The sequence below is a fragment of the Vibrio mangrovi genome (assembly GCF_024346955.1).
Lineage (GTDB): Bacteria > Pseudomonadota > Gammaproteobacteria > Enterobacterales > Vibrionaceae > Vibrio > Vibrio mangrovi.
Map to the genome: position 1 here is coordinate 1,139,572 of NZ_AP024883.1, position 14,452 is coordinate 1,154,023.

Sequence of the window (14,452 nt, forward strand, 5' to 3'; positions counted from 1 at the left end):
GAAAACATTAGTGTCGGATTCGACTTAGAGAGGATAAGGTATGTCTCATACGAATGAAGTAGAAGTGAAAAAAGATAAGTCTAATGATGAAGTGCTTCAGTGGGTGACGTTCCAGTTAGAGGAAGAAACTTACGGCATTAATGTGATGCAGGTTCGGGAAGTCCTTCGCTATACTGAGATCGCCCCGGTTCCCGGAGCTCCTGATTATGTTCTGGGCATTATCAACCTGCGCGGTAATGTGGTCACTGTCATTGATACCCGTTCTCGTTTTGGTCTGATCGATGGTGAAGTGACTGACAATACCCGGATTATCGTGATTGAGTCGGAACGTCAGGTGATCGGTATCTTGGTTGATAGTGTTGCAGAAGTGGTTTATTTGCGAACTTCTGAAATTGATACAACACCAAGTGTTGGAACGGACGAAAGCTCGAAATTTATTCAGGGTGTCAGCAACCGGGAAGGTAAACTGTTAATTCTGGTTGATCTGAATAAACTTTTGAATGATGACGAGTGGGATGAAGTGGCTCACTTATAATGAGTAGTGATGTTTTATTAAGCTTTCCCGTCTTGTCCGGGGGAGCTGTTTTTGTCGTTCTCTTACTGATTCTGGCGATTTATCGTTTAAGACGGATGATTGTGAATCAGTCAGATATTCGTCGGCAGGAATCAAGAACTTTAGACAAGGCACTTCAGAAAGCCAATAAACAAGTCCTTGAGCTTCGATCGGTTGTTGTTGGTCTGGGGCAGAAAATTTCCGAGCAGGAAGAAGTGATTTTGCATCTGGATGAGCGAATTAAGGAGTTAGAGCAGCAAGATAACGATGCCCGGCTTTATACTCGTGCTTCAAAAATGGTTCAGCTTGGGGCTGATATCAATGAATTAATTGAGGAATGTGAATTGCCCAAAGCAGAAGCGGAATTGATGCTTTCACTTCAGAAAAAGCTTTCCGGAGAGGAAAAAGTTCCGCCTTTAGCATCGCGTCCGGAAGGTAAGCCGTTACAGAAAAAATCACCTCCGACAAAAAGAAGAGTGTGATTGAGAAAAATAGGAAGTCTGCGGACTTCCTTTTTTAATTCTTTTAACCCTGTGATTTGTTTCTTTCGTTGATACTGCATCCGGAGGAAATCCGGGTATACCACTAAAGGTGTATTTCGTTTTATCTGCGCTATGGAGGTGATCTCAGCTCCTGACAGATATGATAGGATAACCCTTCAAAATATAAGAAATTAAAAAATATGCTGGAAGTCAAGAATGTGAGTGCTGTCCGTGATGAGCGAATCTTATTTGAAGCCTTGTCATTCACGGTTCGTCCGGGAAATCTGATCCAGATCGCCGGACGTAATGGCGCAGGTAAGACGACACTGCTACGCATGATTGCTGGTCTGGGAGATGTCGAACAGGGGCAGATCCTCTGGGATGGTATTTCTGTTTGCCGGAACCGGGAGCATTTCTATCAGCATTTGCTTTATCTGGGTCATCAGACCGGCATTAAACGTGAACTTTCTGCTTATGAAAACCTTGTTTTTTACCAGTTACTACACCAGCGTGAGGTACAGCAGGAAGCTATGTACTATGCTTTGGGGCGGGTAGGACTGGCGGGCAAAGAAGATTTACCGGTTTCACAGTTATCCGCGGGACAGCAGCGACGGGTAGCTTTAGCCCGTTTGTGGTTGAGTGATCACCTGCTATGGGTATTAGATGAACCTTTGACGGCGATTGATAAGCAGGGCGTTCACATTTTGGAAAATCTGTTTCTGGAACATATCCAGCGTGGTGGAATGATCATTCTGACAACACATCAAACATTACTTGAAGAACATCCCGCTTTAAAAAAAATCCATTTGGGAGAGGTGGTATGAAATCGACGCTTTTGCTCGTTATACATCGCGAGTTACTGGTCGCTTTTCGCCGTCAATCCGAAGTTCTCAACCCTATCTGGTTTTTTATTCTGGCAGTGACTTTGTTTCCGTTGGGACTCGGGCCAGAGCCTTCATTACTGGAGCGTGTCGGGCCCGGTGTAATATGGGTTGCAGCCTTATTATCGTCACTTCTGGCGCTGGAACGTTTGTTTAAAGATGATTTTAGTGACGGCTCTCTGGAGCAGATGCTTATCACACCGAGATCTCTGGTTGTGGTGGTTTATGCCAAAGCTCTGGCACACTGGCTACTGACTGGTTTACCGCTGATTCTGATTAGCCCACTGTTAGCCGTATTATTGTCGATGACTCCGGAAACCTGGCTGTCAGTTGTGCTATGTCTGCTGCTGGGGACTCCGACTCTGAGTTTTATCGGAGCCATTGGTGTGGCCCTGACTGTCGGGCTGAGGAAAGGAAGTGTCATCCTCAGTTTGCTGATACTACCACTCTATATTCCAGTATTGATTTTTGCCACTTCAGCTGCGGAAGCCGCAGCGTTAGATCTGTCATATCATGGGCAACTTGCCATATTAGCTGCCATATTTACAGGAACCTTTACATTATCCCCTTATGCGATTTGTTCAGCATTGAGGGTGAGTACGCAGTCGTAGCGGTGATTACTGAAAAGGGAGCAACACATTCCTTTTGAATATGTTCCAGAAGACGAATATCACGAGAGAAGAGAGAAACAAACATGTGGAAATGGTTACATCCATATGCGAAGCCAGAAATGGCCTATCAACTTAGCGGGAAACTAGCACCTTACTTTTCTGTTATTGCTGCGTTGCTACTGATATCTGGTTCGGTTTGGGGGCTGGCATTTGCCCCGTCTGACTATCAGCAAGGGGACAGCTTCCGGATTATCTATATTCATGTACCGGCAGCAATTTGGTCAATGGGCGTTTATTTTTCGATGGCTGTTGCCGCTCTGATTGGAGTGGTATGGCAGATCCGTCTAGCCGAAATCGCAGCTTGTGCGATGGCACCCATTGGTGCCGTATTTACTTCGGTAGCTCTGATCACCGGTTCTCTCTGGGGAAAGCCGATGTGGGGCGCATGGTGGGTGTGGGATGCCCGGTTGACATCCGAGCTGATTCTGCTGTTTTTGTATATCGGAGTTATTGCTCTTTTCCGGGCGTTTGATGATGAACGTCAGGGAGGAAAAGCGGCCAGTATCTTAGCTATCGTTGGGGTGATTAATTTACCGATTATCCATTTTTCTGTGGAATGGTGGAATACCCTGCATCAGGGAGCCACGATCACGAAGTTTGCCAAGCCATCCATTGCAACAGATATGCTCTGGCCTCTGTTATTGAATATTTTGGGATTTGCCATGTTTTTTGCCGCATTAACCTGTCTGAGGTTCAGAAATGAAATTCTGTACCGGGAACGCAACCGTCCATGGGTCAGTCATTTGGTAAGGTCACTTCAGGCTGGGGGTGGCCGGGAAAGAGGAGATAACTGATGTATTTTGATTCTTTTCAGGCTCTGCTTTCAATGGGTGGATATGCAGGATATGTCTGGAGTGCTTTTGGGATTACTTTCGGAATGATGATGGTTCTGCTCTGGGGAAGTCTGCGCAGAAGAAAGCATATTCTCCGGGAAGTTAGTGACAGAATTGCCCGTCAGGCTCGGATCGATGCTGCCAAAGCCATGGAGAATACCCTATGACACCGAGAAGGAAAAAACGCTTACTGGTTGTCGTATCTATCGTCTTCGGGCTGGGAGTGACCACCGGGCTGATATTGTATGCACTGAATCAGAATATGGATCTGTTTTACACACCAAGTGAGATTATTGCTGGTAAAGAAGATGGTTCAAAACCGCATTCAGGTCAGAGGCTCCGTGTCGGTGGCATGGTGGTCAAAGGTTCTGTCCGGAGAGCACCGGATTCGCTGAAAGTCAGTTTTCAGCTCAAAGATTTTGGTGAGAGTATCACGGTTAACTACGATGGGATTCTGCCGGACTTGTTCCGGGAGGGGCAGGGAATTGTTGCGCAGGGAACACTGACTGGTCCCAGAACAGTTGAAGCATTTGAAGTTCTGGCAAAGCATGATGAAAATTACATGCCGCCGGAGGTTTCTGAAGCCATGGATAAAAATCATGCAGCTGCGCTGGACCGGCGGCTTGAGGAGACGATGCAATGATAGCAGAGCTCGGGCACTTCTCGCTTATTCTGGCATTGGTTTTATCTGTTTTGCTGGGAGTGGTTCCTCTGGTTGGAGCAACATATCAGCAAAACAGGTTGATGAGCATGGCAAGACCACTCACCTTCGGGCTGTTTTTTTTTCTGGTCTGTGCTTTTTCATCGTTACTCTGGGCATTTTACAGTAACGACTTTACGCTGACCTATGTTGCTGCCAATTCAAACAGTCAGCTTCCCTGGTATTATCGTCTGACCGCAGTTTGGGGGGCGCACGAAGGATCACTGCTGCTGTGGGTTCTGATTCAGTCGGGATGGTCTGTTGCTGTGGCACTGCTGAGCCGGGGAATGCCGATGGCTTCAATTGCCCGGGTGCTGGCGGTTATGGGGATGATCAGTATTGGTTTCATTCTGTTTATTCTGCTGACATCGAATCCGTTTTTGCGAACGCTGCCTTATTTTCCGGTGGATGGCCGGGATTTGAATCCGTTATTACAGGATCCCGGACTGATTGTGCATCCTCCGATGCTGTATATGGGATATGTTGGTTTTTCGGTCGCTTTTGCTTTCGCTATTGCCTCTCTGATGGCCGGCAGACTGGATACAGCCTGGGCAAGATGGTCGCGTCCCTGGACGATTGCAGCCTGGCTGTTTCTGACTCTGGGAATCATTCTGGGATCATGGTGGGCTTACTACGAGCTGGGCTGGGGAGGCTGGTGGTTCTGGGATCCGGTAGAAAACGCATCATTTATGCCCTGGCTGGCTGGAACGGCACTCCTGCATTCTCTGATTGTGACTGAAAAACGGGGAACATTTAAAGCGTGGACGGTTCTGCTGGCGATCTCGGCATTTTCTTTGAGTCTGCTGGGAACATTTCTGGTCCGTTCCGGGGTTCTGGTTTCGGTACATGCATTTGCATCGGACCCGGCCAGAGGGTTGTTTATCCTCGGGTTCCTGATTATTGTCATTGGCGGTTCCCTGCTGCTGTTTGCGCTTCGGGGGGCTTCTATCCGGGTTCGGGGACGTTTTTCTCTGATTTCCCGGGAGAGTGCACTGCTGAGTAATAATATTTTTCTGATGGCTGCATTGTCCGTCGTGTTGCTCGGTACTCTGTTACCTTTGGTTCATAAACAACTAGGGTTGGGATCTGTTTCAATTGGTGCGCCGTTTTTCAATACGGTATTTACCTGGCTAATGTTGCCATTTGCTTTCTTTATGGGAGTCGGGCCGCTTATCCGGTGGAAACGTGATCAGCTTTCTTCTTTTTATCGTCCTATCGTGATTTGTGGCATTGCTGCCCTTGCCGGAGGCTTTGTTTCTGTCTGGCTGTTTGCCGGAGAGCTCTCACTGTTACCGATACTTGGTTGGGTAATTGTCTTATGGATTGTGTTATTGCATCTGGTGGAATCATTTCAACGGGCGACCTACAGGCATACTTTTTGGACCGGTCTGCGCAGATTGCCTAAGAGCCACTGGTCCATGTTTCTGGCCCATATCGGTTTAGCGGTGACGATTCTGGGCATTACCATGACCCAGAATTTCAGTATTGAAAAAGATGTTCGTCTGGCTCCGGGAGAGCATTACCGTGTCGGTACTTATGATTTTCATTTCGATCAGGTTCAGTCTCATCACGGCCCGAATTATCAGGCTTATGTTGCCGATTTCATTGTGACTTCACAAGGGCAGCATGTTGGTACTCTGCATGCAGAAAAACGCTTCTACCCGACAGCCCGTTCGATGATGACTGAAGCAGCTATCGACTGGGGACTCAGCCGGGATCTGTATGTTGCTCTGGGTGAACAACTGGACTCCGGAGCCTGGGCTGTCCGGGTTTATTATAAGCCATTCATTCGCTGGATCTGGCTGGGAGGATTACTGATGGTTTTTGGTGGGTTAATTGCGATCAGTGATAAGCGATATCGCTTCCGTCAGGTTGTTACACATTCAGGGGAGGCATAAATGTCTAAACGAGTTATTTTTCTACCTTTGATTGCATTTATGTTACTGGCGACGATTCTGGTGATTCAACTGGTCAGAAACGCTGAAGGCGATGATCCGACAAAACTGGAATCGGTTTTGATCGGTCATCCTGTTCCCTCATTCAGACTGGAAGATCTGGCAGAACCGGGCAAATTGTATGATCAGTCAATTTTTAAAGGTGAGCCGTTGCTGCTGAATGTATGGGCAACCTGGTGCCCGACTTGCTATGCCGAACATCAATTTCTGAATCAGTTATCAAAGCAAGGGGTCAAAATCATCGGCCTGAATTACAAAGATCAGCGGGAGAAAGCCATTCAGTGGTTACAGGATTTAGGAAATCCGTATCTGGTGAGTCTGTTTGATGGAGATGGTATGTTGGGGCTGGATCTGGGAGTTTATGGAGCACCGGAAACTTTCCTGATCGATGCTCAGGGGGTGATCCGTTATCGGCATGTCGGTGATGTGAATGCTGGAAACTGGCAACAGGTGCTATTACCGCGCTATCAGCAGCTTTTCACAGGAGAAGAACAGCCGTGAAAATGCCTATGCTTGTATTATTCCTGATGTTGGGACTATCTTTACTGACGACAGGAACATCGGCGGTAGCTGCAATTGATGTCTACGATTTTCACAATGAACAGCAAGAGAAGCAGTTTCAGGCGCTGACTCATACACTTCGTTGTCCGAAGTGTCAGAACAATTCTATTGCGGATTCTAATGCAGCACTGGCTCAGGATTTAAGACAGAAAGTTTATGACATGACGATGGCCGGGAAAAGCCAGCAGGAGATCATCGATTACATGACTGCCCGGTATGGTAATTTTGTCACTTATAACCCACCCTTTACCTGGTCTACTGCAATACTGTGGTTAGCACCGTTGATGATTATTCTGACCGGACTCGTATTTATGTTCAGGCGTACGCGTCGATTACACCGAGGTTCTGTTCAGACTGAAGATGGATGGGGAGAAGAACAGGAGTCCCGTTTGCAGGCGTTACTGACAGATGATGAGCAGGAGGAAGACAAGCAATGATACTGTTCTGGATTTGGACATCTGTCCTGGTCATCATCGCATTATGCTTTGCTGTTCTGCCCCTGTTCCGCCGAACATCTGATGAAGGGGCGAAAAAGCGGGATAAACTGAATAAAGCTTTTTATCTGGATCGGGTTGCCGAAATCAGGCAGGAGACGGAAACAGGTCTGGTTGCCGACGAACAACCGTTAATGACAGAGCTTAAGCAGTCGCTTCTGGATGATGTTCCAACCGATGGTACTGTATTGCAGAGAAGTCAGCCAGTAAAGCGGGGTGTCGTTGCCGGTCTTATTCTGCTGGTGGTATTTGCCAGTTACGGACTCTATCTTACTTTAGGAAATTATCGTCAGTTAGGACACTGGCAGCAGGTTGCCCGGCAACTTCCGGAATTGTCGAAAAAGCTCATGCAGCCGGGAGGAAATCCTCTGACGTCTCAGGAGATTCAGGATCTCTCACTGGCTCTCCGGACCCGGTTGAGCCAGACTCCGAATGATGCGACTGGCTGGCTGTTTTTAGGAAAAATTGCGCTGGCAAGTGAGGATGCAACGACAGCGATAGGGGCAATGGTGAAAGCAAGGCTGTTAGCTCCGGATGATCAGGAGATCATGGTTGGTTATGCTCAGGCAATGATGATGGCCGGAGATGAACAACAGCAATCGCAGGGCGCATCTCTATTGCAGTCTTTGGTTGATCAGGGAAGCTCCGATATTCGGATCTATTCATTGTTGGCATTTCATGCTTACGAGCAGCAGGATTTTGCCAAAGCGATTCATTTGTGGCAGATCATGCAATCGCTTCTGGGGCCGGAAGATCACCGTTATCTGATGTTGGCCAAAAGTATTGCCAGTGCTCAGGATAAAATGAAGTCAGCTCAGGAAGTATCGGCCGGGGCGATATCCGTCGGGATCTCCTTATCACCTGAACTCAGAAACCTGCCCCGGCAAGGTGTGGTTATAGTTTCGGTTCATACTCAGGAAGGACGGACCATGCCTTTTGCCGCAGCCCGTTTTCCATTGCGCTCTTTTCCGATGCATGTGAGATTAGACAGTCAAAATGTGTTAATCTCCGGGAAGAAGCTGGAGGAACTGACCTCCTTTATCGTCAAGGTCCGTATTGATTTGGATGGTAATGTGACGACACAAACGGGTGACTTTTACGGACAAACTCAGATGCTGAACCGGGACAAGACGATTGAAGTTGTTATTGATAAACAATATTAATATACTCAGCGGATTTTGAGAGGCAGATTTGGGGGCTTAAACCAGTCTGCTGAATTGAAGATTGGGATCGTTGTCCCGGATAAATAATAAAACGGAAAAATAGAAAATGAATTACCGTATCAAGCGGCTGTGTTTTGGCTTTCTTATGCTGGTATTGGTTGGATGTAGCAGCACACCGGGAGAGAATGCTGATGAGCAGGACCTTTCCAGTACAAACTCATCGGTAAATGACCCGTTTGAAGGGGTAAACCGTAGTTTCTGGTCTCTGAATTACGATTATCTTGATCCTTATGTAATAAAACCGGTTTCTCTGGCTTATGTCGATCATGTTCCGAGTCCTATTCGCCGGGCAATTGCAAACTTCTTTTCTAATCTGGATGAACCAGCCAGTATGGTGAATAACCTGATCATGGGGAATGGCCATAAAGCTTTGGATCACTTTAACCGTTTCTGGATGAACAGTACTTTTGGTCTGTTCGGATTAATTGATATTGCATCTGAAGCTGGCATCACGAAAGAAGGTCATAAAGGTTTTGGCGATGCGCTGGGGCACTATGGCGTCGGTAATGGTCCATATCTGATGGTTCCGGCTGCTGGTCCATATACACCCAGAGCCGCGACTAACCTTGTCGATGAAGCTTATGCACCTCTCTCTTACCTGAATATCTGGGGAAGCGTATCGAAATTTATTTTTGAGGGAATGGAAACCCGTGCTTCTCTGGCCAGTCAGGAATCGATGCTGGAAAATTCTCCTGATCCTTATGCACTGGCCCGGGATATCTACTTACAGCATCAGGATTTCAAGGCTGAAATTGAAGAAAAAGATGCCTACGATCCTGATCAGGAAGCGCTGTTTGACGAATACCTGAACGAGTGATGTCAGAGCCTCAGAAATGAGAGTGGGCTGGTTAGCCGTTGTTGAGTTTTGCAGCCTGTCGGCCGTTTCAGGCCGACATTGTTCTTCCGCTGAAGTATTCGTTTTCTACGATATATTCTGTATTTCTGATAAGTTCATCTAACAGCACCGGCATCGGCAGTGCTTCTTCGTCAGTTGCTTCTAACGTCGGGAGCACCGCACCTACCCGAATATTGAATGGCGTCAGTTCTTTTGCCCAGCTCTGGGTAAATCCGGTGACCATCGATGCTGAGTTCTCAAATCCTTTGACAGTGTCTTTATCTGTGTTTGAAATGATATTGACGATGACACCTTCCTTTTTATCACGCCGCATTTGCTCGGCACTCATCTGACCGAATGAAAATATCGTGGAAGCCATAATTGTCAGATTATGAGTAAATTGTTCCAGAGGATGATCATCGGTGACTGAAGGCAGTGGGGTATTGGGCCAGTTGTTGACCAGTACATCCGGGCCTTCCTGATATTTCTGTACGACGAAATCCAGTAATGCCTCAATTGAATCTGGTGAGTAATCCTGAAGGAAGAAGTAGCTGGTACTGGCTGAAAGTTCCCGGACTCTGGCATAGGTTGCCAGCAAATCCTGCTGATGTGTATCGGTCAGAACGACCTTCGCTCCCAGTTGAGCGAATCGCTCAGCTAATGCACTCCCCAGCATCGTTGCTGCTGAAGTGATCAACACAATTGAATCTTTAATATGCATGGCTGGCGTTTTCCTGTTCTGACTTATTTTTCTTCATGTCTGGTTAGAATGGTTGAACCCAGCAGGGAAGGATGTGAAAAGAGTCAAAGAATACATTTTAAACAGCGGAATGATGATCTGTTTTGGGGGGTAATTCACACTACCACTTTATACACGGCGGGGTGCTTGCAGAAAAATGGTTAGACCTGAGCCTGAATCTGGGACAGTCTCCGGTTGGTAACTAACTGATTATAAAGCTCATAAGTTAAAGATTGAGTGGATTCTTTCTCTTCCAGATGGCGGCGTTGATGTCCGGAGAGATTGTGATAAACCGATTCTTCCAGTTCATAGGTATGTTCCGGGAAATAAGACAGAGCATCAGGACGCAGGTAGTGTTGGAGTTTTGCCGAACGCATTCCTCCCTGGTGGAATTGTAAAGCAACCTGAGCGCCGTACGCGTAGCTTTCCTGATCGGAACGTAAAGGTTGTGGGGATGCGATGTCAAAATGCTTGCGTAGCTCACTGTCCGTATGCTTAACCGTATCAATAACTTCTGTGGCGGTTGTTTCCCGTGTGTCACCGGAGAGCATGGCAACCAGCAACGCAAAATCGGCCCGGCGATTTTGTGAAATAGCCTGATTGACGCTCTGCCCGCATTGCAGTTCGTTGATCAGGTTTGCTTTATCCTGCGTGTGCAGGATTTCGGTGGTTTGCTGTAGCATCATATTCTCCATCTGATGCTTTCGTATCGGCAGCAGAGGAGCTGACTTTAATGTGATTTTCGCTGAACTAACACTTTGAGCGCAAAAACATAATTGATATATTTAATTATAATTATATTTTGATAAAGATTTGTGTTCATTTGTCGGTTCAATACCGGAGAACTTCATTGTTACAGCAAAATATACGGGATGAATAAGGAAATTCTATGGCATATGTCTCAGGGAATTTGAGAGCCGTTTTGCGACTGGAAGGACTAGGAATTCTACTGCTATCACTCATGGCATTTCACAAGTTTAGTCCGGACTGGGCAATGTTTGCATGGCTGTTCTGGATTCCGGATTTAGCATTGCTGGGGTATCTGGTCAATGCACGAACCGGAGCTGTTGCCTATAATATCACCCACTCAACTATCGGGGCTGCATCACTGATGGGAATCGGACTCGTCGGTGAAATAAATCTGGCGCTTTCCGTTTCGTTTGTCTGGTTTGCTCATATCGGTTTTGATCGGGCATTAGGGTACGGACTAAAGTACAGTCGTGGATTTCGGGAGACACACCTTGGAAAAATAGGTCGTTCGACTGACACGGCATAAGAAAAATCCCCAGTGTCAGACTGGGGATTTCTTTGAACTCTGACAGTTTCGGAGTAACCGAATTATTTCGCCAGATTTTCAGCAACGAAGTTCCAGTTAACCAAAGCCCAGAAACCATTCATATAGTCAGGACGCAGGTTACGGTAATCGATGTAATATGCGTGTTCCCACAAATCAACAGTCAGCAATGGTGTTACACCTGCTTCAGTCAGTGGTGTTGCAGCATTGGATGTATTGACGATATCCAGAGAACCATCTGCTTTTTTTACCAGCCAGGTCCATGAAGAACCGAAGTTGTTGATTGCAGAATCTGTAAATTTCGCTTTGAAGTCTGCGAAAGAACCGAACGCCTGATTGATTGCATCAGCGACTGCACCTGTTGGTTCACCGCCACCGTTTGGTGACAGGCAGTGCCAGTAGAATGTGTGGTTCCAAATCTGGGCTGCGTTGTTGAAGATGCCGCCAGATGAAGTTTTGATGATTTCTTCAAGAGATTTGTTTTCGAATTCAGTTCCTGGGATCAGGCCATTGAGTTTTACCACGTATGTGTTGTGGTGTTTGCCGTGATGATAATCCAGTGTTTCTGCTGAAATATGAGGTTCCAGTGCATCTTTTGCATAAGGAAGAGCGGGAAGTTCAAATGACATTGCTCAGTTCTCCATTGTGTTGAAAGAGAGTCTCTCTTTCGGTTTGCTTCCAGTTATATTGCTTTTGATGTTCGTCATTACGACTGACTTGGGTCTATTTTAGCAAGTTTTTACTTTATTAAAAGCACTAATTTTTCTGTACAGCAGGACGGAGTTGTCTCCCGGGTAACAGAAACCATAATAATAATAGGCTTTTTATTCTCTGCTAATGATTTAGAATAGCCGATATTTTTAAACTCTCTGACGAGGACATCATGGAAACAATCGATAAAATCAAAAAGCAGATTACTGAAAATCCGATTCTGCTTTATATGAAAGGTTCGCCTAAGCTACCTAGTTGTGGTTTCTCATCTCAGGCAGCACAGGCATTGATGGCTTGTGGAGAAAAATTTGCTTATGTCGATATTCTCCAGAATCCGGATATTCGTGCAGAGTTGCCGATTTATGCACAGTGGCCGACTTTCCCACAGCTATGGGTTGAAGGAGAGCTGGTCGGTGGCTGTGACATTATTCTTGAAATGTTTCAGAAAGGGGAACTGCAACCTCTGATTAAAGAAGCGGCAGCCCGTGCAGAAAAAGAAGAGTAAACTGTATAAATTTACAGTTGATCCTGCTATGTTAAGGCCACAATTTCTGTGGCCTTTATTTTTTGTTTTATGCCTCGTCTGTTTATTGCTGAAAAACCCAGTCTTGGTCGTGCTATCGCCGATGTTCTGCCCCGTCCTCACCAAAAGGAGGACGGGTGTATTCGTTGTGGTAACGGGGATATCGTGACCTGGTGTATCGGACACCTTTTAGAACAGGTAGAGCCGGAAGCTTATGATGAGCGCTATAAAAAGTGGCGGCTGGAAGACTTACCGATCGTACCGCAGCAATGGCAGCTTCGCCCCCGGAAGTCATCTTCACGACAGCTGTCGGTCATTAAGAAACTACTCAAATCTTCTTTACAAATCGTCCATGCAGGAGACCCGGATCGCGAAGGGCAGCTTCTGGTTGATGAAGTTATAGAGCATTGCCGGGTAAGCCAGCAGCGCCGGGCGGCAACGGAGCGTCTTTTAATTAGTGATCTGAACCCGTCTGCGGTAAAGCGGGCATTGCAACAGATCCGGCAAAACCGGGACTTTATTCCGTTATCTGTTTCAGCGCTGGCTCGTTCCCGGGCGGATTGGCTGTATGGCATGAATATGTCCAGAGCTTATACATTATTGGGACAGCAATCCGGTTATCAGGGCGTATTGTCGGTCGGGAGAGTTCAGACTCCTGTGCTGGGATTGGTCGTTCGCAGAGATGAGACGATTGAGAACTTTGTTCCCCGGGATTATTTCACACTCCATGCGTTGATTCCTTATGATACGGGAAATCACACTATTGATATCCGGGCCCGCTGGAAGCCGAGTGAAGCCTGCCGCCCGTGGCAGGATGATGAAGGCCGGGTATTACATCGCCCTCTGGTTGAAAATGTGGCCGGACGTATTCAGGGACAACCTGCGACTGTCACGGACTCGGAGCAAAAGCAGACCCGTCAGGCTGCCCCATTGCCTTATTCTCTGTCTGCTTTACAGATTGATGCTGCGAAACGGTATGGGATGAGTGCCCAACAGGTGCTGAATCTGTGTCAGGGACTTTATGAAAAGCATAAACTGATTACTTACCCTCGTTCTGACTGCCGTTATCTGCCGACAGAACACTGGCAGGAAGCCGCAGTGGTCACTGCTGCAATTTCGGGTATTGTTCCTGAACTGAAACCGGCGGTGGACGAGGCAGATTTATCCCTGAAATCCAAAGCATGGAATGACCGTAAGGTCGATGCTCACCATGCCATTATTCCAACACCGAAATCGAAGCCGGCAGGTATATTATCCGGGGATGAGCAGAAAATTTATCAACTGATTGCCAGACAGTATCTGATCCAGTTTTATCCTCCGGCGTGTTATGCAGAATCACAGTTGGTGTTTGATATTGCCGGAGGAACATTTATTGCCAAAGGCCGGCAGATGGTCGCTCCGGGATGGAAAATCGTGACCGGATATCGTGATGATGAAAGTGATGGGATTGAAAATGTTCCGCCACTGGATAAAGGTACCGTACTGACATGTCGTGAGGGAGAAATTGGTGATCATAAAACCGAGCCGCCCCGTCCGTTTACCGAAGCGACATTACTACAGGCGATGACCGGTATTGCCCGGTTTGTTGAAGATAAATCACTGAAAAAGATTTTGCGGGAAACCGATGGTCTCGGTACGGAAGCTACCCGGGCCGGAATTATCGACACGCTGATCAAGCGTCAGTTGTTGCAGCGGGAAGGGAAGCAGATTCGCAGTACTCCTGCCGGGCGGGGATTGATTCATGCATTGCCGGCTGAATCGACATACCCCGATATGACGGCCCACTGGGAGCATCAGTTGCAGGATATGGCTGAAAAGAATCAGGCTTATCAGCCATTTATGGAAACACTGACCCGGCAGATCGATGATCTGATGCAACGGGTAAAAACCTCTCCGTTACCGGATTCTTTGCGTTCATTACCACAACCAGCCAAACGCTCCCGGACCAGAAGAGCGCCAGCGAAACGTTCGGCAAGAAAGTCATCGGCCCGGTGATA

Annotated in this window: 18 protein-coding genes; 15 read left to right on the forward strand and 3 right to left on the reverse strand. The window is 47.1% G+C overall.

The features are described 5' to 3' along the window. Positions 1–40 precede the first annotated feature (40 nt). From OCU74_RS05195 to OCU74_RS05250, 12 genes are all read left to right on the forward strand, one after another. On the forward strand, positions 41–535 hold the full coding sequence (locus OCU74_RS05195) for a chemotaxis protein CheW (RefSeq protein WP_021018794.1): 495 nt from the start codon (positions 41–43) through the stop codon (positions 533–535). Further along, the gene (locus OCU74_RS05200; protein WP_087480567.1) at positions 535–1,035 is read left to right on the forward strand and encodes a DUF2802 domain-containing protein; all 501 of its coding nucleotides are present in this window, start codon (positions 535–537) and stop codon (positions 1,033–1,035) included. The genes OCU74_RS05195 and OCU74_RS05200 overlap by 1 nt, the downstream gene beginning before the upstream one ends. Positions 1,036–1,235: 200 nt before the next feature. Continuing rightward, positions 1,236–1,859: a cytochrome c biogenesis heme-transporting ATPase CcmA gene (gene ccmA / locus OCU74_RS05205; RefSeq protein WP_087480568.1), complete on the forward strand. Its 624-nt coding sequence runs from the start codon at positions 1,236–1,238 to the stop codon at positions 1,857–1,859. Next, on the forward strand, positions 1,856–2,527 hold the full coding sequence (gene ccmB / locus OCU74_RS05210) for a heme exporter protein CcmB (protein WP_087480569.1): 672 nt from the start codon (positions 1,856–1,858) through the stop codon (positions 2,525–2,527). The genes ccmA and ccmB overlap by 4 nt, the downstream gene beginning before the upstream one ends. Positions 2,528–2,610: 83 nt before the next feature. Next, entirely contained in the window at positions 2,611–3,381 is a 771-nt protein-coding gene (locus OCU74_RS05215; protein ID WP_087480570.1) for a heme ABC transporter permease, read from the forward strand. Continuing rightward, a complete protein-coding gene (gene ccmD, locus OCU74_RS05220) occupies positions 3,381–3,587 on the forward strand; it encodes a heme exporter protein CcmD (protein WP_087480571.1) in 207 nt (68 codons plus the stop codon). Before OCU74_RS05215 ends, ccmD begins: the two co-directional genes overlap by 1 nt. Next, entirely contained in the window at positions 3,584–4,063 is a 480-nt protein-coding gene (ccmE, locus tag OCU74_RS05225) for a cytochrome c maturation protein CcmE (RefSeq protein WP_087480572.1), read from the forward strand. The genes ccmD and ccmE overlap by 4 nt, the downstream gene beginning before the upstream one ends. Continuing rightward, positions 4,060–6,018: a heme lyase CcmF/NrfE family subunit gene (locus OCU74_RS05230; protein WP_087480573.1), complete on the forward strand. Its 1,959-nt coding sequence runs from the start codon at positions 4,060–4,062 to the stop codon at positions 6,016–6,018. The genes ccmE and OCU74_RS05230 overlap by 4 nt, the downstream gene beginning before the upstream one ends. Then, the gene (locus OCU74_RS05235) at positions 6,019–6,576 is read left to right on the forward strand and encodes a DsbE family thiol:disulfide interchange protein (protein ID WP_087480574.1); all 558 of its coding nucleotides are present in this window, start codon (positions 6,019–6,021) and stop codon (positions 6,574–6,576) included. Between the two features lie 8 nt (positions 6,577–6,584). Next, positions 6,585–7,073, forward strand: coding sequence for a cytochrome c-type biogenesis protein (locus OCU74_RS05240; protein ID WP_390623642.1), 489 nt, complete (start codon positions 6,585–6,587; stop codon positions 7,071–7,073). Next, the gene (gene ccmI, locus OCU74_RS05245) at positions 7,070–8,293 is read left to right on the forward strand and encodes a c-type cytochrome biogenesis protein CcmI (protein WP_087480575.1); all 1,224 of its coding nucleotides are present in this window, start codon (positions 7,070–7,072) and stop codon (positions 8,291–8,293) included. Before OCU74_RS05240 ends, ccmI begins: the two co-directional genes overlap by 4 nt. Positions 8,294–8,399: 106 nt before the next feature. Then, positions 8,400–9,170, forward strand: a complete 771-nt coding sequence (locus tag OCU74_RS05250; protein WP_087480576.1) for an MlaA family lipoprotein — start codon at positions 8,400–8,402, stop codon at positions 9,168–9,170. Between the two features lie 67 nt (positions 9,171–9,237). On the opposite strand, the gene OCU74_RS05255 is transcribed toward OCU74_RS05250, so the two are convergent. Both OCU74_RS05255 and OCU74_RS05260 read right to left on the reverse strand, forming a co-directional pair. Beyond that, positions 9,238–9,909, reverse strand: coding sequence for an SDR family oxidoreductase (locus OCU74_RS05255; RefSeq protein ID WP_087480577.1), 672 nt, complete (start codon positions 9,907–9,909; stop codon positions 9,238–9,240). Between the two features lie 179 nt (positions 9,910–10,088). After that, positions 10,089–10,613: a VC2046/SO_2500 family protein gene (locus OCU74_RS05260; RefSeq protein WP_234993566.1), complete on the reverse strand. Its 525-nt coding sequence runs from the start codon at positions 10,611–10,613 to the stop codon at positions 10,089–10,091. A 203-nt stretch (positions 10,614–10,816) separates the two neighbouring features. On the opposite strand from OCU74_RS05260, the gene OCU74_RS05265 reads away from it, so the two are divergent. Next, the gene (locus OCU74_RS05265; RefSeq protein ID WP_087480580.1) at positions 10,817–11,203 is read left to right on the forward strand and encodes a DUF4260 domain-containing protein; all 387 of its coding nucleotides are present in this window, start codon (positions 10,817–10,819) and stop codon (positions 11,201–11,203) included. Positions 11,204–11,265: 62 nt separating this feature from the next. On the opposite strand, the gene sodB is transcribed toward OCU74_RS05265, so the two are convergent. Continuing rightward, positions 11,266–11,850, reverse strand: a complete 585-nt coding sequence (sodB, locus tag OCU74_RS05270; RefSeq protein WP_087480581.1) for a superoxide dismutase [Fe] — start codon at positions 11,848–11,850, stop codon at positions 11,266–11,268. A 254-nt stretch (positions 11,851–12,104) separates the two neighbouring features. Between sodB and OCU74_RS05275 the strand changes: the two genes are divergently transcribed. Continuing rightward, the gene (locus OCU74_RS05275; protein WP_087480582.1) at positions 12,105–12,437 is read left to right on the forward strand and encodes a Grx4 family monothiol glutaredoxin; all 333 of its coding nucleotides are present in this window, start codon (positions 12,105–12,107) and stop codon (positions 12,435–12,437) included. 69 nt (positions 12,438–12,506) lie between these two features. Beyond that, positions 12,507–14,450 (forward strand): DNA topoisomerase III, encoded by a 1,944-nt coding sequence (locus OCU74_RS05280; RefSeq protein WP_087480583.1) that lies wholly within the window; start codon positions 12,507–12,509, stop codon positions 14,448–14,450. The last annotated feature ends 2 nt before the right edge of the window (positions 14,451–14,452 follow it).

Bases quoted from the DNA above. Each gene is read 5' to 3' on its own strand.
- OCU74_RS05195 (WP_021018794.1), top strand. From the start codon at position 41: ATGTCTCATACGAATGAAGTAGAAGTGAAAAAAGATAAGTCTAATGAT.
- OCU74_RS05200 (WP_087480567.1), top strand. From the start codon at position 535: ATGAGTAGTGATGTTTTATTAAGCTTTCCCGTCTTGTCCGGGGGAGCT.
- ccmA (WP_087480568.1), top strand. From the start codon at position 1,236: ATGCTGGAAGTCAAGAATGTGAGTGCTGTCCGTGATGAGCGAATCTTA.
- ccmB (WP_087480569.1), top strand. From the start codon at position 1,856: ATGAAATCGACGCTTTTGCTCGTTATACATCGCGAGTTACTGGTCGCT.
- OCU74_RS05215 (WP_087480570.1), top strand. From the start codon at position 2,611: ATGTGGAAATGGTTACATCCATATGCGAAGCCAGAAATGGCCTATCAA.
- ccmD (WP_087480571.1), top strand. From the start codon at position 3,381: ATGTATTTTGATTCTTTTCAGGCTCTGCTTTCAATGGGTGGATATGCA.
- ccmE (WP_087480572.1), top strand. From the start codon at position 3,584: ATGACACCGAGAAGGAAAAAACGCTTACTGGTTGTCGTATCTATCGTC.
- OCU74_RS05230 (WP_087480573.1), top strand. From the start codon at position 4,060: ATGATAGCAGAGCTCGGGCACTTCTCGCTTATTCTGGCATTGGTTTTA.
- OCU74_RS05235 (WP_087480574.1), top strand. From the start codon at position 6,019: ATGTCTAAACGAGTTATTTTTCTACCTTTGATTGCATTTATGTTACTG.
- OCU74_RS05240 (WP_390623642.1), top strand. From the start codon at position 6,585: ATGCTTGTATTATTCCTGATGTTGGGACTATCTTTACTGACGACAGGA.
- ccmI (WP_087480575.1), top strand. From the start codon at position 7,070: ATGATACTGTTCTGGATTTGGACATCTGTCCTGGTCATCATCGCATTA.
- OCU74_RS05250 (WP_087480576.1), top strand. From the start codon at position 8,400: ATGAATTACCGTATCAAGCGGCTGTGTTTTGGCTTTCTTATGCTGGTA.
- OCU74_RS05255 (WP_087480577.1), bottom strand. From the start codon at position 9,909: ATGCATATTAAAGATTCAATTGTGTTGATCACTTCAGCAGCAACGATG.
- OCU74_RS05260 (WP_234993566.1), bottom strand. From the start codon at position 10,613: ATGATGCTACAGCAAACCACCGAAATCCTGCACACGCAGGATAAAGCA.
- OCU74_RS05265 (WP_087480580.1), top strand. From the start codon at position 10,817: ATGGCATATGTCTCAGGGAATTTGAGAGCCGTTTTGCGACTGGAAGGA.
- sodB (WP_087480581.1), bottom strand. From the start codon at position 11,850: ATGTCATTTGAACTTCCCGCTCTTCCTTATGCAAAAGATGCACTGGAA.
- OCU74_RS05275 (WP_087480582.1), top strand. From the start codon at position 12,105: ATGGAAACAATCGATAAAATCAAAAAGCAGATTACTGAAAATCCGATT.
- OCU74_RS05280 (WP_087480583.1), top strand. From the start codon at position 12,507: ATGCCTCGTCTGTTTATTGCTGAAAAACCCAGTCTTGGTCGTGCTATC.